Consider the following 23851-nt stretch of genomic DNA (forward strand, 5'->3'; position numbering starts at 1 on the left):
TTAACTTTGGCCCCCTCCAAATTGTTGCATAATCCACGCACTTTGTGAGTTCATTTTGTTCATTGCCTTTTCTAAGGCTGCAAACTTTCTGTAATATCCATTTTCTCTATCAAAAAGCTTTTTTTCCATCTCCCCTATACGTTTATCTCTATCTCTTAAATCTGTACTAAAAATATTATTTATTTCAGAAAAATCTCCCTTTATTCCTGCTTTTTCTATAAGTAATCCTTTTTTACCATTACTATTTCTTGTAGTTCTTGTATAGTCTAAAAGTATATCATTAACTCTTTGAAATATCCCCTCTTCTTTCCATCTAGCTTCTTTATCACTAGGTGAAATATCTGGGTCATAATATTTTACGGTATCTGATTGTTTTGTGAAAAGTTTTATTATCTTTTCTGGGTCACTTTCTAATGCTTCTTTTAGTTTTTTTTCATTTATTTCAAGCTTCCCTCTTTTGGTAGTATCACTTACTGTGGATATACCTAAGTCAGTTATGGATATACCTGCATCTTTTACAGTATCATAAAATGAGCTTCTAAGCTTTGATAGCATGTCTTCAAGATTACTATCCCCTCTTAAAAGACCTTGCTTTGCTTTATCTTCCCACTTTTTAATTTCTTCTTCTTTCATTCCACTTTTTTGTTCTTCTGTAAGCGGTAAAAATTTATATTGTTTTTTCTCTGAAATCTGATTATTTATTTTTTCTATAACTTCATTATACTTTTCTACAAAGTCTTTTATATGTCCTAGGGGCTTCTCTACATCTTTTTTTATAGAAATATTATTGGAGCCTTTTGAAACTAATGAGTATGCCATATTATCTATAACAAAAAAATTCGTTTCTTTACTAACTTCTACAAAATCCTCCATACCCGGAGCCTTAATCTTGGACTCTGAATTTTCCCCCTTAACTATATCATCATAGACTGTACCATCAGACTTTTTATCCATTCCAAGTAAGTTCTTTAAGTCATCATCAATTTTTAAAACTGAATTTTCTCCTGTTTTTACTGTTTCGAACTTAAAACTTTGATTAAGCTCGCTAAAGGATAGCTTAATATTTCCTTTTGTTTCGCTTTTTACTAAGTCCATAAGTTGCTCTATGGTCATATTTTCATTAACTTTTATATCATAATTTGCTGGATTATTAATAGTAGTTCTATCTAACGCAATACCTTCTTTACCATAGGATATTTTAAACTCACTACTCCCAATCCCAATTTCTGAAATTTTTGTATCTCTTTTTAATATTCCTTTGGACTTGAATGCATCCTTTTGACTTTCAAATCCTGCACCCTTTGCAAGTTTTACTACCTCTATTTCGTAATTACCTGCCTCTGCTCCAGCTAAAGCTTCTATATCCACACTGGGATTTTCACCAGTTATCTTGTTTGATACTGTAGCCTTGTATCCTGTAAATGTACTAGGGGATAAAAGATAAGTATCTGTTTTAAGCTTATCAAAATAATTTTTATTAAAACTATTTATATCTGATAGAGTATCTCTATAAATTTCTTGTCTCCACTGTGTTATTTGCCTATCTTGCTTCATCTTATCCATTCTCATTTGATAAGGTTTCATCATGTTTTTAACCATGGTATCTGTATCCATACCAGTGGCAAGACCTGTAATTCTATTTGGACTTATATTCATAAAATCCCTCCTAATTCTTTTGAAAATCACTAATTATTCATTAAACAATTTATCTTTTTAGCTATTTGTTTTAGAAATATTATAAGCCTCTTCCCAGGTGTTTCGTACATCTTCTATTAGTGGTATCACTTCATCCATTATGTTTATGTCCTTTTTTATATTAGAATTAACTAATCTATCTATTATAAATTCATATACTTTTAAAAGTCCTTCTGCCCACTGTCCACCTTTTGGTACATCTAAACTATTTATTAATTCATAAAATATATCTTGAGTTTTAACTATATTTTCATGAGCCTTTTTTATATCTTTATCTTCTATAGCTTGTCTCCCTATTTTTGAAAATTTTACAGCACCATCTAAAAGCATAAGCAAAAGTTGCTCTTTAGAGGCAAAGTTAACGCTATTATTTTTATACACATTATAAGCATTATTCCCTTGCATTTTATCTATTCCCCCTATTTCCTTATATCAAGGAACCTTCCCTTGTAAGTTTCTTTCGTAGTATTTTTATGTTCTATGGTAGCCTCTACCTCTACGTCTTCAGTCTTTATAGCATTTATAGATATATCTTTATGGTTTTTTGCATATTTAGATAAGTTAAACTTTTCTTTGGAATCTTTTTTATTACTCCATCGTCCGTTTCTTCTTCCAGATTCATTTTCTTCTTTATTTATGAGCAGTGTTCTTTTAGAATGAACCTTACCTTCTCTTGTTTCTGCATTAATCCTATCTCTTAGGTCATTATCAACTTTATTTAACCTAAATTCCATGGTATCACCCCAATAATAGTATATATTTGGTGTATTTTTAAATTAAGCTTTCTTGTCTACTAAAAGTCCTACCATTTCACACATTTTAGCTACCATGTCTATTATCTTCCTTGGTGGTATTTCCATTATCACTTCTTTAGTGTCAGTATTTACTATCTTTATCATAATCTGATTCAATTTTTCATGCATCTCATATTCTGCATGCACATTTTCACCTTGTAAAAATTTATTTAACTTTTCTACAGAAACTTTTATATCTTCTTTAGAAAAGTCTTTGTTTTGTGACTTTATAGGCTCTATCGGTGGTAACATAGGTGTATCTACATTTGTGTCTTTCACTACTGTATTTAAGTTATAATCTGTGGAGTTTTGTCTTCCTTGACTTATCCTTGTAACTTCCATATTAATACTCCTTCTACTTCATATTATTTCTTAAAGTTTTTTAACATATCTATACTAAAATTTGTAGACTTTTTGTTTTCTTCTCTTACCTCATCATAAAGTTCTTTTCTTAAAATCTTTATTTCCTTTGGTGCTGAAATGGCTAGTTTTACACTACCATCTTCTGTCTTCACTACTGTAATTTCAATATCATCCCCTATGAGCAAAGATTCACCTTTTTTTCTGGTTATAACTAGCATCTTATCACTCCTTAATCAAAGGGTATTTTATAGGATACTTTTCATCCTGTAGTATTATTTGTTCCCCTAAATCTTTTTTTATATTTATAATTATAGGTGCTCTAAGATTTACTGTTATACTATTTATATTGGAACTTAAAGTAACAGTATTAAGCATTAATACATCACTTTCTTCTTCTATCTTTAATGTTTTTAATGTGTTTTCTGGTAAGGCTACTTCATAATCCACTGCAAAATCAAAAGGATTAATAACTATAATGCCTACGTCTTTATCTTCTATAGAGTGTAAAATTTTAAAAACTTCATTACCCTCCACTGAGAATATCACAAATTCTCTTAAATCTTCAAAGCCTGGAATACCTTTATTAAACCTTATAATATCTTTTTCTTCAAAGCCTATAGTCCCATGATATTTAGTTTCAAAATTCATTTTATAAACACCTTCTTAATTTTATCTTATATAATCCATTAATGTTGGTTGTATTATCCTTGCACTTGCTTGAAGTGATGCCATATAAACTGTCTGCATTTCATAAGCTTCCATACTGTTTTCTGTAAAGTCTATATCCTCTACCTTTGAAAGTATTTCTGTCATATTAAAGTTTTCTTCTATATTTCTTTCCTTTGCAGACTCCATCCTATTTTGCTTTGCTCCAACACCAGACCTTAGTTTTAGTATGTTATCTAATATATCGCTTACTCCTTGAAGGTCTTCCGCTATTAGTTTATCTCTATCCTCTGGTTTAGCACTATCTAAATGCTCTGTTATATCACTTAATATTTTTCTAATATCTAAATCCTCTTTTTTAGAGTTTTGAAACTTGGTTATTTCAGTTGCTGTTACATTATATTCAATATAAACTCCTTGAGATACCTCTACACTAAGCTTTGAATTTATCATATTATATTCGTCATTACCAATATCAATTTCTTGTCCTTGGCGGCCTCTATAAATAAGTTTACTATTTCCCCCTGTGTTTACTATGTCCATAGGCTTTGATGTTCCTCTTGTTCCTCCGAATATATACTTCCCATCAAAGTTTGTATTTAGTATTTGCGAAAACTCTTCTATCTTTTCGTTTACTTCATCTTTAATTGCCTTTCTTTCAGAAGATCCGTAGGCTGCATTTCCAGCTGATACCAAAAGATCTCTTACTCTTTTAAACACTTCTCCAGATTGTCCTAATGATGTATCCGCTGAATCAAGCCAGTTTATTGTATCTTTTATATTTTCATTATATTGCTTATTTGCAACTATATCTGAATTAATTTGCATTATTCTTGAAACTTTAAAGGGATTATCTGAAGGTCTTCTTACTTGTTTTCCTGAGGTTCCTTGTTCTTGTATTCTTTTCATATTATTAAGATTATTTCTCATATCGCTTAAAAAGTTATGTGAAAGCATCTTATTTGTAACTCTCATAATTACACCACCATTTTTATAATTTTATCTTTTAAGTCCATTAATCACTACATCTAGTAGCTCATCTATTGTAGCTATAACTTTAGCATTTGCCTGATATGCATGTTGAAATTGTATAAGATTAGTCATTTCTTCATCCTCTGATACTCCAGATATACTAAGCCTTGACTCTTCAAAGCTTGCTAAAAGCTTTCTTTGGTTCTTTGCTGTTTGATTAGCTTCTTGGGCATCTACGCCTAATTTATTTACCATATTTTTAAAATAAGCATCCATCTTCATACCTTTAACGTTGTTTTTTATAAAAAATTCATTAGGTGAAGTATCAAATCCGTTAGAACCTTTTGCCCCTATTAAATCTTTTCTACCTTTTATATCGTCTCCTATATCTTGTATCATTAAAATTGTATCTTTTAATCCTGCTATTGCAAGAGCTCTCTCATTATCAGATTCCCCTGAGTCCTTACTTGCTCCTACAAGTATCTTCATTACATCTTTCATTATTTCTGGATTTACAGCTATATTACTTGCATTTATATCATCTTCGCTACCACCATCTTTATTTACAAAAAATAAAGTCTGATCCTTTTCATCAATATTTTTGGTGTGTATAGCGTTTACTGACCAAGCTAGGGACTTTGCTAGTCTATTTAAATCATTTTCGTACTTTTGAATATCATCATTTATAGACATAAGACCTTTTAGTTCACCTTTAGAAGGTTTAAACAAAGCTGCATTGAAGGATTTACCGGGCTTTAGTGTAAGTTCCCCTGTAACACTATCTATAGTGCCTAAGGATACTCCGTTATCATCTACAGGCTCTCCATTAACATTAGTCCAAATCACTCTTGAATCTTCTAATTCTTTTTTAACCCTAGAAATTTCATTTTGATCTGCCGGATCCATTTTTAGTGTAACCGTAACTTTATTTTCAGCACTAAGCTTATTACCAAGCTTATAATAAGTTACTTCAATATCTCCTGTATACTGTCCTGTTGCTGGATCCTTTTTAGCATCTATACTATCTACATAAGATAATCTATTAACTTCTGTCTTGTTATTAACTGCTTTTATCATATTTAGATTTGAGTCTTCTGCTTTAAGGTTTATGCCTTCATAATTGCTTTTTTCTATTTTTATATTGAACTTTGAACTTATTTCATCTAATAACATATCCCTTTGATCCATAAGATCATTTGGCATTTTTCCAGATACATTTACTGTCATTATCTCTTGGTTTAGCTTGTCGATTTGATTTAAAAGAGCACTTACCTCTGCTACTGCTGATCTTGTAAGTTCTTTTGAGTTTTCTTTTAACTTTTCAAGCTGTCCATAGGTATGGTTTATAGAATTTGCTAAGGATGCTGACTTTTCCGCTGCTACTACCCTAGTATTTGATCCTTCAGGATGTTTTGAAAGATCCTGCCATGCTTTATAAAATTCTCCCATCAAATTAGATATTCCAGTATCTGTAGGTTCATTTAATATTCCCTCTACTTCCGAAAGAAACTTTTCTCTTGTACTGTATTGACCTAATATACTAGTTTCTGCCCTAACTTGAAAGTCTATAAAGGAATCTCTGATCCTTTCTATTGCCGCAATCTGTGATCCTGTACCAAGCTGTCCTGGTTCTGCTGTGTTGTGTATACTTGGTGTTGCAAAGGGCCTTGTAGTAGTGATTTTCGCTCTTTGCCTTGAGTATCCATCAGTATTTACATTTGCTATGTTGTGTGCTGTTACATCTAATGCCTTTTGTTGTGTAAACATTCCTCTTTTTGCTATATTAAAAGTTCCGAATAATCCTGACATACTTCCACCTCAATTATTTTCCTATCTTCCCCAAGGAATTATAGGTTGTATTTGGTCTATTAGGGTTTATTATATTTAATATCTTACCTGTATAGGCAATACCTTGCTTTAGTATCATTTCATTAGTATCTTTTTGAATAGTTAAGCTACTAAGAATGTTTTTAACATTAATATAACTATCCTCTAAATCATCACTGTGAAGTTCTTTAATAACTTCACTCATAGCTCTTCCCTTTGTAATTGCTCGCCTTTTCACTTCTGCTTTTGCAATGGTTTTATTGCACTTTTCAATATCTTCTATTATAGCTTCTAATTTAAACACATCTTTTTTTAATATATAATCATGTTGAAGATTTAAAAGTTCTAATAATTTTCCTAAGCACTTAGCTTCTTCATCCATTATATCCTTTAGTTCTTCTCTCATTTATAAAAATTCTCTTCCTTTCATAATCTTTAGCATCTTATCTGCTAAATCTTTAGAGTGAACTTTATAGGTTCCATTTTCCACACTAAGCTTTATGCTTTCAACCTTTTTTTCGTCCTTTATCATATCTATATTATCAAAGGACATATCCCTTAAGCTTCTAGCTGTAGATGATATCTCTATAGAGTCCTTCTTACTTATTGATTTATTACTTTCATTTACCTTCTTATTATCTCCATAAGCTTTTATAAAACTTACATTATGATTTATTGGCTTAATATTCATATAACCACCTCCGGTTTAAGTTCACCTAATACATTCTTTTCATATATTAATTATCGTATGATTCTTTAAAAGGTTTAGTAAAAGCCTATAAATTTAAAGTGTAAAGTATAAAATAGTGCTAATAAGATCCTCATTTTACTTAAAATCTTTATAGCACTATTTTATGGTTTTAACGTGTTTTATTTATATACTTTAATGATTTATCTTCCAAGAGTTTTAACTCGTTCTGTATTATTAACTATACTCGTAATTCTAACTCCAAAGTTTTCATCTACCACAACTACTTCGCCATAAGCGACTCTTTTTCCATTTACTAAAATTTCTACTGGTTCTTCTGCAAGTTTGTCTAGTTCCACTAAAGATCCTGTACCTAAACTTAAAATATCCTTTATAGACTTTTTAGTTCTTCCAAGTACTACGGATATTTCTAAAGGAACATCTAAAATAAGATCGATATTTTTCACATTTCCTTGAACTCTTTGTTCTTCTAATGGTTGGAAAGAAGCTTTTTGTACATCTACCTCTTCTTGTTTCATTGTTATAGCTGACTCTTCGATGGATTTCTCATAAATCTCACTATTACTAGGTGTATCATAAGATCCATTCCTTTCGCTATTAGTATTTGTATTAACTTTTGTAGTCTCTTTTGCTTCTTCAGTTACATACTTATTGTTATTATCTGACAGTTCTTCTTGTGTAAACTTTTCTTCTTCCCCCATCATTATTTTAACGATTTTTTTGCCTGTAGCAACTGGTAATATTTGCATTATAGTGCTATCTATTAAATTCCCAATAGTCATACTAAAGGAAACTTTTATTATAGGCTCATCTTCGCTTATATCATCTGCTAAAGGTTCCGTGTTATCCGTCCATATCTTTGATACAGGTGGAGATATGTTGACCTCCCTTGAAAACATAGTTGCCATGGAGGTAGCTGCTGAAGCTATCATTTGATTCATTGCCTCTGATACTGCGCTAATCTCTATTTCCGAGAGTTCCGGTGTGGCGTTTAGACCATCTCCTCCCATCATAAGACTAGATATGACAGATGCATCTGGAGTTTTCATTACCAAAAGATTTTGTCCTATTATTCCACTAGTGAATTTAACCTGTAGCGCTATGTTAGGTATCTCAAAAGAATTTTTAAGTTCTCTTAATGTAGTCAAAGTAACTACAGGTGTTGTAATATTAACCTGTTGATTTATTATTTGAGAAAGAGTAGTAGAGGCAGAACCCATGGATATATTACCTATCTCTCCAAGTAAATCTTTATCTATATCGGATAGTACTTCTTCCTCTATATTTGTATTTTCACTAGAATCCTCACTATTCCCCCCGTCTACCTTTAATAAAGCATCTATTTCCTCTTGGGAAAGGAATCCATTACTCATAGTTTTCCACATCCTTATCTATAATATCCAAAATTTGTGCACCCTTATTTTTACCGATGAGACCTGGCTTAATATAGAAGCATTCCTCATCTTCTACTATAAGTTTTATAGGCTTGTTGCACTTACTATCTAGTGTAATTACATCTCCAACTGTTAACTTTAAAAAGTCATCTACAGTTAAGGATGCCTTACCTAATATAGCTCCTAGGGATACATCTACAATATCTAACCTAGTTCTTAATCTTTCTCTAGACTCTTTTAGCACTCCTTCATCATTTTGTTGGAACCAATATTGAACTACTAATTTATCTAGAACCTTTTCTATACTTAAATAAGGAATACATATATTTATAAAGGTATTATTTTTCCCCATCTCCACAGAAAATGTAACTAGTGCTACTGGCTCATTAGGTGCTAATGTTTGATTTAATGCTGGGTTTGTTTCTATACCCTCTATTTCTGTTTGAACACTTAAAATATCTTCCCAAGCTAGTTTTAAATTACCTATAAGTCCCTTATTCACTTGGGTTATTATATTTTTATCTATATCTGTAAATTCTCTTAACTTATATTTATTATCACCTTTTCCTCCAAGTAAAATGTCTATTATTTGAAACACAAATTGAGGATTAGTTTCAAATAATATGGATCCATTTAAAGGTGGCATTTTAAATATAGTTAGTATTGTAGGGTTAGGTATAGAATGTATAAATTCTTCATAAGTTATCTGTTCTACCGATTCTATTTTTACCTTAACATTAGTTCTTACTTGGGCTGACAGATAATTTGATATAATTCTTGCATAATTATCATGAATGAGTTCTAAAGTCCTTATATGGTCTTTTGAAAACTTTTGTGGACTTCTAAAATCATAAGGCTTTACCTTTTGTTTTTCTTCTTCTTTTGGAAGCTCGTCTGGCTCAATTTCTCCTGAAGACAAGGCAGACAGCAATGCATCAATTTCGCTTTGGGATAATACCTCTGCCATTATATTCCCTCATTTCCTTCTTAATTTGCTAAGAGTTTATTTATATCTATTAAAGTTACGACTCTATCTCTAAAATTTATAACCCCTTTAACGTATGAATTCATGCTTTGTTCTTCAACTCTTTCAATAATTTCTTCTTTTATTTCTAAAACCTCGTCTACTTGATCTACGGTTATAGCCACTTGTTCTTCTTCCATATTTAAGATTATGATATTATTCTGATCTTCTTTAGATATTCCCATATCTAAAATCATATTAATATCTAATAAAGATATTATAGTACCCCTTAAATTTATAAGCCCTTTTATGTATATGGGAGCCTTTGGCACCTTAGTTATTTCCATAATGTCACTTATACCCTGTACTTTTGAGGTCTCTACAGCAAATTGTTCGTCATTTAATTTAAATATTACTATTTGCATATTAAAAAGCCTCCTTTAACCTATAGTCTTTTTTATAGCTTCTAAAACTCTATCTGCTTGAAATGGCTTTACAATAAAATCTCTTGCCCCAGCTCTTATAGCTTCCATTACCATGCTTTGTTGTCCCATGGCACTACACATTATTACCTTAGCTGCTGGATCAAATTCTTTTATTTGTTTCACAGCTTCAATACCATCCATATCTGGCATTGTAATATCCATTGTTACAACCTCTGGCTTTTCTTTTTTATACATTTCTACAGCTTTTATACCATTACTTGCTTCACCTACTACTTCAAATCCATTTTTCTCAAGAATGTCTTTAATCATCATTCTCATAAAAGCAGCATCATCAACTATTAATACTCTTGTCATTTTTTCTACCTCCAACATTAAATTACTCCTAGTGCATTTAACATTTTCTCTAAAGATCCCGGCATTGGGACATAATAAAAATGTCCACTAATATCCTGGTTTAAATCACTATTTAAAAACATGGTTTCAATATCTAATACGTAGTCATCATATTGACCTGATTCAATAAATGTAGTGCTAAGTATTGCTCCTAGCATATCATAAGTTACCGCTGGTACAGATGGAGTTATAAGTAAATTTGTGAATTTTGCAATAGCATTCATATAAGATCCTGCTATTATATTACCTATTTCACAAAGCACTGAATACCCCATTTCGCTTATCTCTTCTTCTTCCCTTTTCCCTGTCATAAGTTCTATTATATTTAAAGCTACAATTCTTTCAAATATAAATAATATATTTCCAGGAGCACTACCAAGTACCCTAACGATAACACCTACTACAGGCTCTTCTCCACTTATTCGTGAAAATACCTCATCAAACTTTACTATATTTACATAAGGCACTGTCATATCAATTTTTCTATTTAATAATTGCGAAAGAGCTGTAGCAGCATTTCCTGCACCAATGTTTCCAAGTTCCTTTAGTGCATCAAGTTGCATATCACTAAACTTTAAATAGCTCATTATTCATTATACCTCCACCTAAACTTATAGAGATAATCTTTATCATATTAAGGCTCCAACATCAAGAATTAATGTAACTAACCCATCTCCAAGAATAGTTGCTCCAATATATTCCTTTGATGCTTGAAGAGTTTTACCAAGGGGTTTTATTACTATTTCTTGTTGTCCTAAAAGACCATCTACTAAGAGGCCTACCGTCTTTTCACCCACATTTATTATTACTATAAATCTTTTTTTATTTTCCTTATCTATTTCTAAATTTATTTTTTCATTTACCCTAACTAGTGGTATTATGGTATCTCTATATATTATAACTTCTTTACCATCAGTTCTTTTTATTAAGTCTTCGCTGTAATCTATTACCCTATCTATATATCCTAAGGATATAGCCATAGTTTCATTGCCTACTTTTACAAGAAGGGCTTGTATTATTTGCAAAGTTAACGGAAGCTTAATTATAAATGTAGAACCTTTATCTATTTCACTTATAACATCTACAGTTCCACCTAAAGCACCTATCTTTGTTTTGACAACATCCATACCAACTCCACGTCCTGAAATATCAGTAACCTTTTCATTAGTACTAAATCCTTGAAGAAAAACTAAATTTCTTATGTCATTATCATTCATGCCTTCTGTGCTTATTCCCATTTTTTCTGCCTTGTTTTTAACTTTTTCTACCTCTATTCCCTTACCATCATCCTCCACCTTTATAACAGCCTTTGTACCTTCTTGATAGGCACTTAATGTAATTGTTCCAGCTTCGCTTTTCCCTTTTTTAAGTCTTTCTTCTTTGCTTTCTATTCCATGATCTGCAGCATTACGTATAAGATGTATTAGAGGTTCTCCTATTTCATCTATTACTGTCCTATCTAGTTCTGTATTTTGACCCTCTATCTTAAATTCTATTTCCTTATCAAGTTCTACTGAAAGATCTCTTATCATTCTTGGAAATCTATTGAAGACAATATCTAGTGGAAGCATTCTTATTTTCATAACTAAATCTTGAAGATCAGATGTAGTTCTAGCTACTTGTTCTAAAGTCTCATTTAATTCTAATAATTTATAGCTTGTACTTATCTGTTCTAGTCTGGTTCTATGAATAACAAGCTCAGACACCATATTCATAAACTTATCTAATCTTTCTAAGTCAACCCTTACAGATTGGTGTGTCTTTTTATGATTAGTATTATCATTTTCTTTATGTTCATCTTTTGGTTGAATTTTTACCTTCTTTACTTCATTTATCTGTTTTTCCTTATTAACTTTAGTATTAACATCCTTTATTTCTTTTGATTTATTTTGTTCTAAATCTATTTCGCTAACTTTAACATCTCTTACCTCAGAAATATTGGATATAATGTTAAATACCTCTTCATCATTTTTAGTTGTTATATATACTAAAGAAATTTGAAAATCAAATATTTCATTTTCTATATCTTCTGCACTAGGAATAGATTTTATTATTTCTCCGCTTTCCTCTAATGATTTAAATATTAAAAAAGCTCTCGCTGACTTTAATAAAGTATTTTCATCTAATGTTATGTATATTTCTTTAACATAAAAATCTTTTTCTACAGCTTGCTTAATTACGTTAATATCATATTCATTAAGTTCTATACCATCTTCTACTAATTGTTCTTTTTCAATTTCTTTTATTTCTACCTTTTCTTCATGATGCTCTTCAGCTATAGATTCTAACTGACTTATTATACCTGCTATATTTTCTTCTGATTCCACACCCTCTGATACATTATCCACCATTTTCTCAAGAGTATCAAGGCATTCAAAAAGTACTGTTACAACCTTTTGTGTAACTTTAAGTTCTCCTTCTCTAAATCTAGATAACACATCTTCCATTTTATGAGTAAGTTCTGCCATATCATTATATCCCATGGTGGCTGCCATTCCTTTTATTGTATGTGCTACCCTGAATATTTCATTTAATTTATCTATATCCTCTGGTCTTTGTTCAAGTTCTAATAAGGACTCATTTAATGTTTGAAGATTATCCATAGACTCTTCTAAAAACATGGATAAATATTGTTGTGTATCCATCTACTTACCTCCTTATAGCTTCTTATATATAAAAGTAGAAGCCTTTTCAAATCCAAATTCTTTATAATTATATATACTTTCAGTGGCACCTACAAAAAGTATACCACCTGGGTTTAAAGCGCTGCTAAATTTTTTATATATATTATCTTTTATATCTTGATTAAAATATATAACTACGTTTCTACATATTATTACATCAAAACCATTGCTATATCTATCCATAATAAGATCATGTTTTTTAAAGCTTACCATGTTTTTTATCTTACTATCTAAAATATATTTACCTTCTGATATATTAAAATACTTATTTGCATAGTCTTTTGGCATATTTTTAATATCTGAAGCTGAATATTCACCTTTCTTTGCCTTTTCTAAAATTGTATTATCTATATCTGTAGCTATAATATTGTGTTTTACGCCCTTAGATATATCATCTAGTATCATAGCTATAGAGTACGGCTCAGCTCCAATAGAGCAGGCAGCACTCCAAATTTTAAGAGGTCTTTTACTTCTCGTTATTTCTTCTTTAAGCTTTAATTTGAATTCATTAAAAATCTCTGGATTTCTAAAAAATTCCGTAACATTTATAGTTATAAAATCAAGAAACTTTTGTCTTTGTTCTTGATCCTTTTTTAATAAAATTACGTATTCATCAAGATTGTTTGCACCAACCCTAGACATTAAGCTTTTAATTCTTCTATGAAGTTGATTTGACTTATAGGCGGATAAATCAATACCAAAATCCTTTAAAACCCACTTTTCGAATTCTATAAAATCCATACTATCTTCTAACCCCCATAACAGTCTTTACAATATGTACTGGTATATCTTGCAATGGTAGTACTATATCAACCATACCTGTTTCATAAGTAGCTTTAGGCATACCATATATTATACAAGTAGATTTATCTTCTGATATTGTAAGTCCACCTCTTTTTTTAACTTCAACAGTGCCTCCCGCACCATCTTTACCCATGCCAGTCAAAACAACACTCATAAGATTAGTTCCGTAGACCTTTGAGGCCGATATAAATAACTTATCAACTGCAGGTCTCACCCCCCAAATTGAAGGTTCTGTGTTAAGATGTATCTTCTTGTCTTCCCACACTTCCATATGGAATCCTCCTGGTGCTATGTATACTGTGTCCTTTTCTATATCGTCACCTTCTGCTGCTTCCTTAACCCTTATATCACTATTAGCATTAAGTCTTTCAGCAAAAGCTTTGGTAAATCCTGCAGGCATATGCTGTACAACAAGCACCGGTACTCCAATATCTTTTGGGAGGGCTGTAATTACGCTATAAAGTGCCTTAGGTCCTCCTGTGGAGGCTCCAATAGCTACTGCTTTTATTCTACCTATGGCATTAACTTCTGCTTCTTTACCCTTTTTTAGGGACTCTCTTCTTATTTCTCTTTGTTCTTTTAAAGTTATCCTCATCCTTTTAAATTCTCTAGAATTATTGTCTGGAGATATTTTATTATATGCTCCTCTTATCTTTTCTGTCAAATCTTCCCTAACCTTATTAATATCTAAAGAAATTTCACCAGAAGGTTTTGGTATAAAATCAAAAGCTCCTGACTCAAGACACTCAATGGTTAGTTCAGTTCCTTTTATAGATATACTACTTAACATTATAACCGGTACAGTTATTCCTCTTTTTTTAAGTTCTTTCAAAGCTATGATTCCATTCATCTTAGGCATTTCAACGTCTAATGTTATAATATCCGGATTAAGTGTTTCAAGTTTTAATAGGAGTTCTTCACCATTTTTAGCTATACCTATAACTTCTATATCCTCTTCCGCATTTAACATATCTGATATAATTTTTCTCATTAAAGCGGAATCATCTACTACAATAACTTTGATTTTATTCAAGCTTCATCAACTCCACTATAATTCTTTTGTACCCATTCCAACAGTCCTTATGTATACAATTCCACTTTCAGCATCTAATATCATGGTCCTACCTTTATTTCCACCTATATCTATTGATATCAAGGGTATACATAACTTTTCTAGGCTCGCCTTTACTGCTAGCCCATTTCTATTACCTATATCATTTATCATGCCTTTATCTGAAAAATTAAACATAGAGGCCCCACCAGCTATTTTAGCTTTTATATTTCTTTTCTTAGCTCCGGACCTTTCCATCTTTTCTAATAACAGTGGTATAGCTAAATCAGCAAATTTAAGAGGCTTACTTAAGTTATTAAACTGTGTACTATCTGGCAACATTATATGTGCAAGTCCTCCTAATGATATTTTATTATCATATAATGCTATTCCTATACAAGACCCAAGCCCTACTGTAATTATTTTACCTGGAGAACTCACTATATTAAGATCCGCAATTCCTATTCTTACTTCATTACTTTCCATAATTCACCCTTATATTATGCTCTTTTTCTCTTTATCAGTGAGAATATTTCCTAGATTTAAAAATATAACAATCTTTTGATTTACTTTTATAAGTCCCTTAATATATCTTTTGGAAATAGGTGTTGCTATATCCGGAGGACTTTCTATATCTTCAGACTTAATATCTTTAACTTCTGATACTACATCTACTATCATACCTACTTTTTGCATATCTTGTTTTACTACTATGATCTTAGTTTCTGCGCCTTTTTCACCTTGAATTAAGTTGAATCTTTTAGCAAGGCTTACTATAGGTAATATATGTCCCTCATAATTTATTACTCCCTCCACAAAGTCTGGAGTATCTGGAAGTACTGTAGGCACTTCATATCCTAATATTCTTTCTACTTCTATTATATCTGTGGCATAATTTTCGCCATTTAGGTTAAAGATTAAAACTTTAATCTCATTTTCATTCATCTAATTAAATCCTCCTATAACTTTAATCTATCTATTATTATCTCTCCCTCGGAATCCATATAAGCATGTACATCTTTACTTGCTATTTCTAATATACTTTCTTTTTCTCCAAATGCAAAAATTGTATTTTCATAAGCTACATCTACATATATATGACCACTAGGTTCTACTGAAAGTGTCGTAAAAACAGATCCAGGGCTTCCTACCACCCTAGCTCTTATCTCATTTTTAGCTTTTATCTTTCCTCCTCTTGCAATAGCTCCTGGTTGCTCAAAATATATGTTATTATTGGATGAAATATTAGATATATACTCACCTTTCCCCTTAAAAACAATATTTCCCGAACTACTTACATCAGAATCTTGGCAGTAGTTTATTGAAATATTTGATGGTAAATTTAAATTATTATTTAATATTTCTATTTTATCTTTAATCATAGAAATTATATCATCTATTTCACTAAAATGTTTTATATTTAAAGGTCCAAATCCCATGATGCTTTTTTTAAGTATATCTATGAGCTCTGTATCATAGTCTTCATCTAATCTAGCATCTTTTATAACATTCATACATAGCCGCGGTATGTTTTTAAATTTACTATCTATTAAAGCTTTAATTAGTTCTCCATCACCAGTAGCTCTACCTACTAAGTTAAATTTTTTAATTTCTAATATGTTTTTTACCATTGCTTCAAATGTTGTTAAAAGTACAGTAAGATTTTGAATATATTCTATCTTCAATACGTCCTTACCTCCACCATATATCTTAGATAAAATAATATTACCATTAATATTTATATCCCCTTTGCTTACTACCTCTGAAGACTCTACAGCCCCCTGAATAACTACAGTACTTCCGCCTTCAACTTTCATGCCTTCAGTGACATTTCCCTTTACAACTATTTCTCCAGAAAATTTTATGTTTCCAGTCTTTAAGTTTACATCCGAGGGCACTTCATGTATAGGCTTTACAAAAAATGCTCCATTTCTAAAAGAAGGTTTTCCATCTATTGAAGATATTATTTTATCCCCTTCTTCTGAAATATAACAGCCTTCTACAGCTTTAAATATAATAGCTTTAGCTGGTTTATAAGGCAAATCTACGCCTCTAACATTTTTACCTACTCTACCTTCTTTTCCAGCTTTCTTTTCTGCAATAATATCACCTTTTTTAATAGCCTCTACAGAACCTATACTCTTATAATCTATGGTTCCACTTTTATCTTCTTTAAATTTATTTGTATCTTTTCCAAACTTAAAGCTTATGTAATCTTCTTCTTTATCTATAGGAAGTAGTCCTTCAGCCACAAGAATGTGATTTTGATTTTTTATCTTTATTAACTTCTTTATTTGCTCATCAATTATACCAAAAACAACTCCAACCTTCGTTAAAGCTTCTATTACCTCTTCTTCATTATAAAGTGGTGAGTATAACTGTTTTTCTTCAATTTCAATATGCAAGTTGTGAGCGTCTTTGCAGTCCTTTATTTTAAAAATCTTTTTTGGTGTAAACTTTGTACTTATATAAACTTTCATCTTATCTGGAAATACGTTTATATCTAAAGTCCTTTTAGGTATAGTATCATCTTCTCGTACACTAGTTTCAATATTAGTGCTACTAAATACTTCAACTTCCTCTTGTATCTCTTCTCCATTAACTTTAATAATTAAATTTTTAGAAGGATTTATTTTTGCAGGTAATCCCCCATCTTCAGGATCTGAAACGTAAATTTTTCCATCATTTATGCTAATTGTCCCTTGCTTTTGTTTAATAGCATTTGATTCTTCATCTTCCTTTTGCAAAATAACATTGATCACAGCCTTTTTTATAAAGGTACCTTTTTTTTCTTCAATTATTTTGTAAATTAAATCTTCCTTAGCTATACCTAAATCTTTAGTTGCTTTTAAAATACACTTTTCTATGGTAGATGCGGAATAAATTTTTTCATTCATCTTAATCTCCCCAATATATTATTTTTATGTTCTAAATTTTATCACATTGAAAATATTATATATGATTTATTTAATGTATCTTGGATAAGTTATATATATTTTTAGTTTTTATACCTAAATATATAATATGTCTATATAATTATCGTAGGTTACACCCAATAATTTATATAGTCTTTCACTTTTTCACGATATTTATCAGTTATTATTTTTATTATACCATTTTGTGTAGAATTTAATAAGTTTTCATCTATATATTTTATAGGTAGAACACTTGGAGATGTTCCTGATATAAAGGCGCCATCTAAATTCATTAATTCCTCATACTTATATCCTTCTTCTTTGACATTTATTTTATTTTCTAAGCATATTTCTAAAATCTCATCTCTTGTTATTCCAGGTAGAACTTCTGAAATAGGAGATGTTATCACACAGTCTTCTTTTATAAAAAATATATTAGACTTACTACCTTCTGTTACTTTTCCATTTTTATCTACCAATATAGCTTCGTAAACCTGTTTATCATTTATTTTTTCATTAATCTTTTCTCGAAAGTCATCGTTTACAATCTTAGCATTAGGGTTATCTCTTTCTCCGTGATAAAGAATAGTTCTTACCCCTTCTTTATAGTCTGATTCTGTAGGATATGCATGATTTATATAAAACATAATAAAATCCTTTTTAGGTTTGTCAGCATTAATAACAATTTTTATATTACCATCAAGTTTACCATTAAGTTCTATAAGCTCCTTTACATAGCCCTTACATGTTTCATAGCTATAAGGTAGCTTCATATCAATTAATTTCATTGACTTTTCCATTCTTTTTATATGTTTTTCAAAAAATAAAGGCACTCCATTTACAACTCTTATAACTTCATATACATTTATACCACTATATATAAAGTCATTATTAAAATCAGCACACTTTTTAATTTTTCCATTTTTAATCAAAAACTTATTTATACAATCCACCATAAAATATATACAGGTTATGAAAATCATATTAAAACATAGCCTCTCCTTTCTTATTTTTTATATTATGATTTTTTTAGTCTAAAAAATATTTAAATAACTCTTAAGAATGCAAAAATTATCACTAGACAATATGCATTACCGCTTTATAACTTTTTAAAATTTTATAATAAGCTCTTTTTATATCTACTTCCAATTTAATATCTTTATTCCTTTACCGTCTTTTTTAAAGTTTATAAGATATGGGTTTCCTACTAAATCAAATAAAGGCTTATCTGAGAGAGAATCTGAAAACATATAAGAAGCTTCATAATCTACCTCTATATTTTCTTTACTAAGCTCTTGTTTTAATCTTTTTACCTTTTCTTCACCCTTGCAATTTAATCCATCCATCCTTCTAGTATGTCTCCCGTCATTAGTTATATACTTAGTTCCTATTATTTTATCTACTTCTTTTATATTATAAAATTCATTTAAATAAAATTCTGGTGAAGCAGATATTAAATAAATAAGATAGCCTTTAGATTTCATCTTATATATCATATCCATAGCATCTTTATATAGAATGCTACTAAGTCTTTTATTATAAAATTCTTTCACAAGTTCATCTACCTGCTCTTCTTCCATACCTTCAATAAATTTTAAGAAGGTTTCCTTTGTCTGTTTTTCATCAAAGGCTCTAGTAATAAACATAATGCCTGAAAGCAAGGCTCTTGGAATATATCTAATATTTTTCAAATCTTTTTTTATCATAAATTTAAAAAATTCCATTAATGTTTCTTTTTTAGTTAATGTATAATCTATATCAAATATCGCGAGCTTAACCATAATTAAATATATCACCTACCTTTAGAAATAACTTGATAGAAAAAAACTGCTGCAAAAGCAGCAGTTTAATATTCTATTTTATTATTCTTCTTCTTCTTGGTCTTCTTCTTCTAAAATTGTTTCATAATATCTTGAAACCTCTTCAAATTCTGTATCTTCTGGTATAACAAGTTCTCCATCTTCACCTACTGATTTAAATAAGTATACGGATCCGTCAGTTGGATTTTGAACTAGGACATATTGTCCTTCTTTGTATTCAAAGCCATCTACCACTTCACATGGTGTAACATTTCCATCTTCATCTTCTAAATCAACTACGAAAGATTCAAATTCATTTTCTCCACAATCGCATCCTTCGTGATCATGATTATGTCCGTGTCCTTCTGATCCGCATCCACAACCTTCTTGTTTTTCGTTATTATCTCCACAGCCACAACCGCAACCTGATTGTTCTTCATTGTTTTCTCCGCAGCCACAACCACATTTTTCTTGTTCTTCGTTATTCATATAATCTCTGATTTTAAATTAAACCTATAGTCTAATAAAATTTCAGATTTTCACCTCCTTAACTCTTATGTATCCATTTTAACCTTAAACTATAAATAATAAAAGGTTTTTTTGAAAAATTATTTATTTTGCTTATTAAAAGTTTATTATTATGGCTAATTAATTAAAAAGGCTGCCCTAAGGACAGCCTTTTTTTATAAACTATTGTTGATTTGCAAGTTTTTTGTAACCATCTAATCTTTCTTTAGCATCTTGTTCAGTCTTTGCAAATAATTCTTCTGCAAAGTCTGGATATGCTTTTTGTAATGAAGCATATCTAACTTCTCCTAGTAAGAAGTCTCTAAATGGCATTTTTGGTTCCTTTGAATCTAAGCTAAATGCATTCTTTTCTCCACCTCTTAAAGTTGGATTATATCTGTATAAAGCCCAGTATCCACTATCTACTGCTAATTTAGATTCTAACTGACTATTTCCCATTCCAGCTTTAATACCATGATTTATACATGGTGCATATGCTATTATTAGGGATGGTCCATCATAAGCTTCTGCTTCTGCAATAGCTTTTAATGTTTGATTTTTATCTGCTCCCATGGATATTTGAGCTACATATACATATCCATAAGTCATAGCTATCATTCCAAGATCTTTTTTCTTAGTTCTCTTACCTGAAGCAGCAAACTTAGCTATAGCAGCTGTTGGAGTAGCCTTTGAAGATTGTCCGCCTGTATTTGAATATACTTCTGTATCAAATACAAGTATATTTACATTCTCGCCTGATGCAAGTACGTGGTCAACTCCGCCAAATCCTATATCATAAGCCCAGCCATCTCCTCCAAATATCCAATGTGATCTCTTAACCAAATAATCCTCATTAGATATAATATCTTTAGTTAGATTATTTTGTTTTTCATTTGATACAGCTACAATTACTCTATCAGCCCTATCTCTTGTTCCTTCACCATTATCGATATTTTCTAACCAATCTTTAAGTATTGATTTTGTGTTTTCACTAATACTCTCTTCTATTAATGCCTTAACAGTTGAAGCTAACTTTTCTCTCATAGCTTTAACTCCAAGGAACATTCCCATTCCAAATTCAGCGTTATCCTCAAATAATGAATTAGCCCATGATGGACCATGCCCATTATGATTAGTAGTATATGCTGTAGTTGGTGCTGAAGCTGCCCATATAGATGAACATCCTGTAGCATTTGCTATCATCATTCTATCTCCAAATAATTGAGTTACAAGTTTTGCATAAGGAGTTTCTCCACAACCAGCACAAGCTCCTGAGAACTCTAGAAGTGGTTGTTCAAATTGGCTTCCTTTAACAGTTGACTTAGTCATTGGGTTATCTTTTGGTGAAAGTGTCATTGCATAATCCCAATTTTCTGTTTGATGTAACTGCTCGTCAATTGGTTTCATTATTAAAGCTTTTTCAGGTGCTGGACATACTTGAGCACAATTTCCACACCCAGTACAATCAAGAGGACTTATTTGTATTTTGAAGTTTAATCCTTCAAAAGTTTTTCCTCCAACTGCTTTCTTAGTTTCAAAACCTTCTGGAGCATTTTTAGTTTCTTCTTCATTTAATAAGAATGGTCTTATTACAGCATGTGGACAAACGTATGCACATTGGTTACATTGTATACATTTATCTATTTGCCATTCAGGAACATTTATAGCTATTCCTCTCTTTTCAAATGCTGATGTTCCACTTTCAAATGTTCCATCTTCCATTCCAACAAATGTACTAACAGGAAGGCTATCTCCCTCTAATCTATTCATAGGGTAAACTATCTTTTCTATAAATGCTGGAACTTCTTTTTGTATCTTAGCTTCTTCGCTCTTAGCATTTTTCCATGAAGACGGTACATCTATTTTAATTATTGATTCTATACCTTTATCTATAGCAGCGTTATTCATGTCTATAACTTTTTGTCCTTTTTTACCGTAAGACTTTATAACTGCATCTTTTAAGTATTTAACTGCATCTTCTACTGGAATTATGTTAGCAAGCTTAAAGAATGCTGATTGCATTATCATGTTTATTCTTCCACCAAGACCTATTTCTTGTGCTATTTTAACAGCATTTAATGTATATACATGTATATCATTTTCTGCTATATATCTCTTATATTCAGCTGGAAGATGAGTATCTAATTCTTCTGGTGTCCAAATTGTATTTAAGAAGAAAGTACCACCTTTTTTTAATCCTTCTAATACAAAATACTTATATACATAAGCTTGGTTGTGACAGGCAATAAAGTCTGCTTTATTTATTAAGTATGGAGATTTAATAGGTGTCTTACCAAATCTTAAGTGTGATACAGTAACTCCACCTGATTTTTTAGAGTCATAAGAAAAATATCCTTGAGCATACATGTCTGTATGGTCTCCAATAATTTTTATAGCACTCTTATTAGCTCCAACAGTACCATCTGATCCAAGTCCCCAGAACTTACAACCTTTTGTTCCTTTTGGTGTTGTATCTATATCTGCTTTTAAAGATTCAAGTGATGTATTTGTTACATCATCTATTATTCCTATAGTAAATCCATCTTTTGGTGTTTCTTTATTTAAGTTTTCATATACACTTGCTATATGTGTAGGTGTTGTATCTTTTGATCCAAGACCATATCTTCCACCAACTATAACTGGGAAATTTGCTCTTCCGTAGAATGTATTTTTAACATCTAAGAATAAAGGTTCTCCTGGAGCACCTGGTTCTTTAGTTCTATCTAAAACTGCTATTTTCTTAACTGTGCTTGGCATAGCCTTAATTAATCTTTCCATTGAGAATGGTCTAAATAATCTAACTTTAACCAAACCAACTTTTTCCCCAGTTGCATTTAAATAGTCTATAGTTTCTTCAATAACTTCTGTTACAGAACCCATAGCAATTATTACTCTCTCTGCATCTGGTGCTCCATAATAATCGAAGCAATGATATTCTCTTCCTGTAAGTTTTGTTATTTCTTCCATGTGGCTTTCAACAAGTTCTGGAATTGAATCATAGAATTTGTTTACAGCTTCTCTTTCTTGGAAGTAAATGTCTGGATTTTGAGCTGTTCCTCTAGTAACAGGATTATTTGGATTTAGCGCTCTTTTTCTAAAAGCATCCACTGCATCCATATCTACTAATTTTGCAAGTTCATCATATTCTAAAACTTCTATCTTTTGAACTTCATGTGATGTTCTAAATCCATCAAAGAAGTTTAAGAAAGGTATTCTTGATTTAATTGCTACTAAATGAGATATTGCAGATAAGTCCATGATTTCTTGCACTGAACCTTCAGCCAGCATGGCAAATCCTGTTTGTCTAGCAGCCATAACGTCTTGATGATCACCAAATATACTTAGTGAACTAGTTGCAAGTGCTCTCGCTGATACATGAAATACTGCAGGCAATAATTCACCGGCCATTTTGTACATATTAGGAATCATAAGTAATAACCCTTGGGATGCTGTAAATGTAGTTGTTAAGGCTCCCGCTTGAAGTGAACCATGAACTGCACCTGCTGCTCCTCCTTCAGATTGCATTTCCATAACCTTTACAGGTTGACCAAATATATTTTTTCTTCCTTGTGCTGACCATTCATCAACACTCTCTGCCATAGGTGAAGAAGGTGTAATAGGGTAAATTGCAGTTACATCAGTAAATGCATATGCCACATGAGCTGCTGCAGTGTTACCATCCATTGTTTTCATTTTTCTCATTGCTTCTGACCTCTCTTTCGATTTTTATATGGTATACCTTGGAAACTTAATAAAATATAGGGTTTTTCCAGAACAATTAGCTCTAAAAGGTTACTTTTAAAGCTAACAAACAATGTCTTAACTCTACTAAATAATAGATTTACCAAGCTTTAATATGTTTATACAT

25 protein-coding genes are annotated in these 23851 nt (G+C 30.9%); all 25 read right to left on the reverse strand.

Annotated elements, in window-relative coordinates; translation table 11 throughout:
* Nucleotides 1-1656, reverse strand: coding sequence for a flagellar filament capping protein FliD (fliD, locus tag BV55_RS0114260; RefSeq protein ID WP_029453485.1), 1656 nt, complete (start codon nucleotides 1654-1656; stop codon nucleotides 1-3).
* A gap of 57 nt (nucleotides 1657-1713) precedes the next feature.
* Nucleotides 1714-2100, reverse strand: coding sequence for a flagellar export chaperone FliS (gene fliS, locus BV55_RS0114265; RefSeq protein WP_029453486.1), 387 nt, complete (start codon nucleotides 2098-2100; stop codon nucleotides 1714-1716).
* Between the two features lie 14 nt (nucleotides 2101-2114).
* Nucleotides 2115-2429: a hypothetical protein gene (locus tag BV55_RS0114270; RefSeq protein WP_029453487.1), complete on the reverse strand. Its 315-nt coding sequence runs from the start codon at nucleotides 2427-2429 to the stop codon at nucleotides 2115-2117.
* A gap of 42 nt (nucleotides 2430-2471) precedes the next feature.
* Entirely contained in the window at nucleotides 2472-2831 is a 360-nt protein-coding gene (locus BV55_RS0114275) for a flagellar protein FlaG (RefSeq protein WP_029453488.1), read from the reverse strand.
* A gap of 23 nt (nucleotides 2832-2854) precedes the next feature.
* The gene (gene csrA, locus BV55_RS0114280) at nucleotides 2855-3070 is read right to left on the reverse strand and encodes a carbon storage regulator CsrA (protein ID WP_029453489.1); all 216 of its coding nucleotides are present in this window, start codon (nucleotides 3068-3070) and stop codon (nucleotides 2855-2857) included.
* Between the two features lie 4 nt (nucleotides 3071-3074).
* Nucleotides 3075-3500, reverse strand: coding sequence for a flagellar assembly protein FliW (gene fliW, locus BV55_RS0114285; protein WP_029453490.1), 426 nt, complete (start codon nucleotides 3498-3500; stop codon nucleotides 3075-3077).
* 21 nt (nucleotides 3501-3521) lie between these two features.
* Nucleotides 3522-4493, reverse strand: a complete 972-nt coding sequence (flgL, locus tag BV55_RS0114290) for a flagellar hook-associated protein FlgL (RefSeq protein WP_029453491.1) — start codon at nucleotides 4491-4493, stop codon at nucleotides 3522-3524.
* 24 nt (nucleotides 4494-4517) lie between these two features.
* Nucleotides 4518-6299, reverse strand: a complete 1782-nt coding sequence (gene flgK / locus BV55_RS0114295; protein WP_029453492.1) for a flagellar hook-associated protein FlgK — start codon at nucleotides 6297-6299, stop codon at nucleotides 4518-4520.
* Between the two features lie 13 nt (nucleotides 6300-6312).
* Nucleotides 6313-6723: a flagellar protein FlgN gene (locus BV55_RS0114300; protein WP_029453493.1), complete on the reverse strand. Its 411-nt coding sequence runs from the start codon at nucleotides 6721-6723 to the stop codon at nucleotides 6313-6315.
* Complete coding sequence (flgM, locus tag BV55_RS0114305) at nucleotides 6724-7008, reverse strand: flagellar biosynthesis anti-sigma factor FlgM (RefSeq protein WP_029453494.1); 285 nt, start codon at nucleotides 7006-7008, stop codon at nucleotides 6724-6726. It lies immediately after the preceding gene.
* A 200-nt stretch (nucleotides 7009-7208) separates the two neighbouring features.
* Nucleotides 7209-8399, reverse strand: coding sequence for a flagellar motor switch phosphatase FliY (fliY, locus tag BV55_RS0114310; RefSeq protein ID WP_029453495.1), 1191 nt, complete (start codon nucleotides 8397-8399; stop codon nucleotides 7209-7211).
* Nucleotides 8392-9387, reverse strand: a complete 996-nt coding sequence (gene fliM, locus BV55_RS0114315) for a flagellar motor switch protein FliM (protein WP_029453496.1) — start codon at nucleotides 9385-9387, stop codon at nucleotides 8392-8394. The genes fliY and fliM overlap by 8 nt, the downstream gene beginning before the upstream one ends.
* A gap of 20 nt (nucleotides 9388-9407) precedes the next feature.
* The gene (locus BV55_RS0114320; RefSeq protein WP_029453497.1) at nucleotides 9408-9809 is read right to left on the reverse strand and encodes a chemotaxis protein CheW; all 402 of its coding nucleotides are present in this window, start codon (nucleotides 9807-9809) and stop codon (nucleotides 9408-9410) included.
* Nucleotides 9810-9824: 15 nt separating this feature from the next.
* Entirely contained in the window at nucleotides 9825-10184 is a 360-nt protein-coding gene (locus BV55_RS0114325) for a response regulator (RefSeq protein WP_029453498.1), read from the reverse strand.
* 17 nt (nucleotides 10185-10201) lie between these two features.
* The gene (locus tag BV55_RS0114330) at nucleotides 10202-10810 is read right to left on the reverse strand and encodes a chemotaxis protein CheC (RefSeq protein ID WP_029453499.1); all 609 of its coding nucleotides are present in this window, start codon (nucleotides 10808-10810) and stop codon (nucleotides 10202-10204) included.
* A gap of 42 nt (nucleotides 10811-10852) precedes the next feature.
* A complete protein-coding gene (locus BV55_RS0114335; protein WP_029453500.1) occupies nucleotides 10853-12868 on the reverse strand; it encodes a chemotaxis protein CheA in 2016 nt (671 codons plus the stop codon).
* 12 nt (nucleotides 12869-12880) lie between these two features.
* Nucleotides 12881-13648: a CheR family methyltransferase gene (locus BV55_RS0114340; protein ID WP_029453501.1), complete on the reverse strand. Its 768-nt coding sequence runs from the start codon at nucleotides 13646-13648 to the stop codon at nucleotides 12881-12883.
* A 1-nt stretch (nucleotide 13649) separates the two neighbouring features.
* Nucleotides 13650-14744: a protein-glutamate methylesterase/protein-glutamine glutaminase gene (locus BV55_RS0114345; protein ID WP_029453502.1), complete on the reverse strand. Its 1095-nt coding sequence runs from the start codon at nucleotides 14742-14744 to the stop codon at nucleotides 13650-13652.
* A 15-nt stretch (nucleotides 14745-14759) separates the two neighbouring features.
* Nucleotides 14760-15248, reverse strand: a complete 489-nt coding sequence (locus BV55_RS0114350) for a chemotaxis protein CheD (RefSeq protein WP_029453503.1) — start codon at nucleotides 15246-15248, stop codon at nucleotides 14760-14762.
* Nucleotides 15249-15257: 9 nt separating this feature from the next.
* On the reverse strand, nucleotides 15258-15707 hold the full coding sequence (locus BV55_RS0114355) for a chemotaxis protein CheW (protein ID WP_029453504.1): 450 nt from the start codon (nucleotides 15705-15707) through the stop codon (nucleotides 15258-15260).
* 14 nt (nucleotides 15708-15721) lie between these two features.
* The gene (locus BV55_RS0114360) at nucleotides 15722-17659 is read right to left on the reverse strand and encodes a flagellar assembly protein A (protein ID WP_029453505.1); all 1938 of its coding nucleotides are present in this window, start codon (nucleotides 17657-17659) and stop codon (nucleotides 15722-15724) included.
* A 149-nt stretch (nucleotides 17660-17808) separates the two neighbouring features.
* Nucleotides 17809-18660 carry an aminotransferase class IV gene (locus BV55_RS0114365; protein WP_242850881.1) on the reverse strand — a complete coding sequence of 284 codons (852 nt, stop codon included), beginning with the start codon at nucleotides 18658-18660 and terminating at the stop codon, nucleotides 17809-17811.
* A gap of 156 nt (nucleotides 18661-18816) precedes the next feature.
* The gene (locus tag BV55_RS0114370) at nucleotides 18817-19458 is read right to left on the reverse strand and encodes an HAD-IB family hydrolase (RefSeq protein ID WP_029453507.1); all 642 of its coding nucleotides are present in this window, start codon (nucleotides 19456-19458) and stop codon (nucleotides 18817-18819) included.
* 81 nt (nucleotides 19459-19539) lie between these two features.
* Nucleotides 19540-19965: a DUF1292 domain-containing protein gene (locus tag BV55_RS0114375; RefSeq protein ID WP_029453508.1), complete on the reverse strand. Its 426-nt coding sequence runs from the start codon at nucleotides 19963-19965 to the stop codon at nucleotides 19540-19542.
* A gap of 201 nt (nucleotides 19966-20166) precedes the next feature.
* Nucleotides 20167-23685 (reverse strand): pyruvate:ferredoxin (flavodoxin) oxidoreductase, encoded by a 3519-nt coding sequence (gene nifJ / locus BV55_RS0114380; RefSeq protein WP_029453509.1) that lies wholly within the window; start codon nucleotides 23683-23685, stop codon nucleotides 20167-20169.
* Between the last annotated feature and the right edge of the window lie 166 nt (nucleotides 23686-23851).

Origin of the sequence: Clostridium algidicarnis (assembly GCF_000703125.1) — a bacterium.
Taxonomy (GTDB): Bacteria; Bacillota; Clostridia; order Clostridiales; family Clostridiaceae; genus Clostridium_L; species Clostridium_L algidicarnis.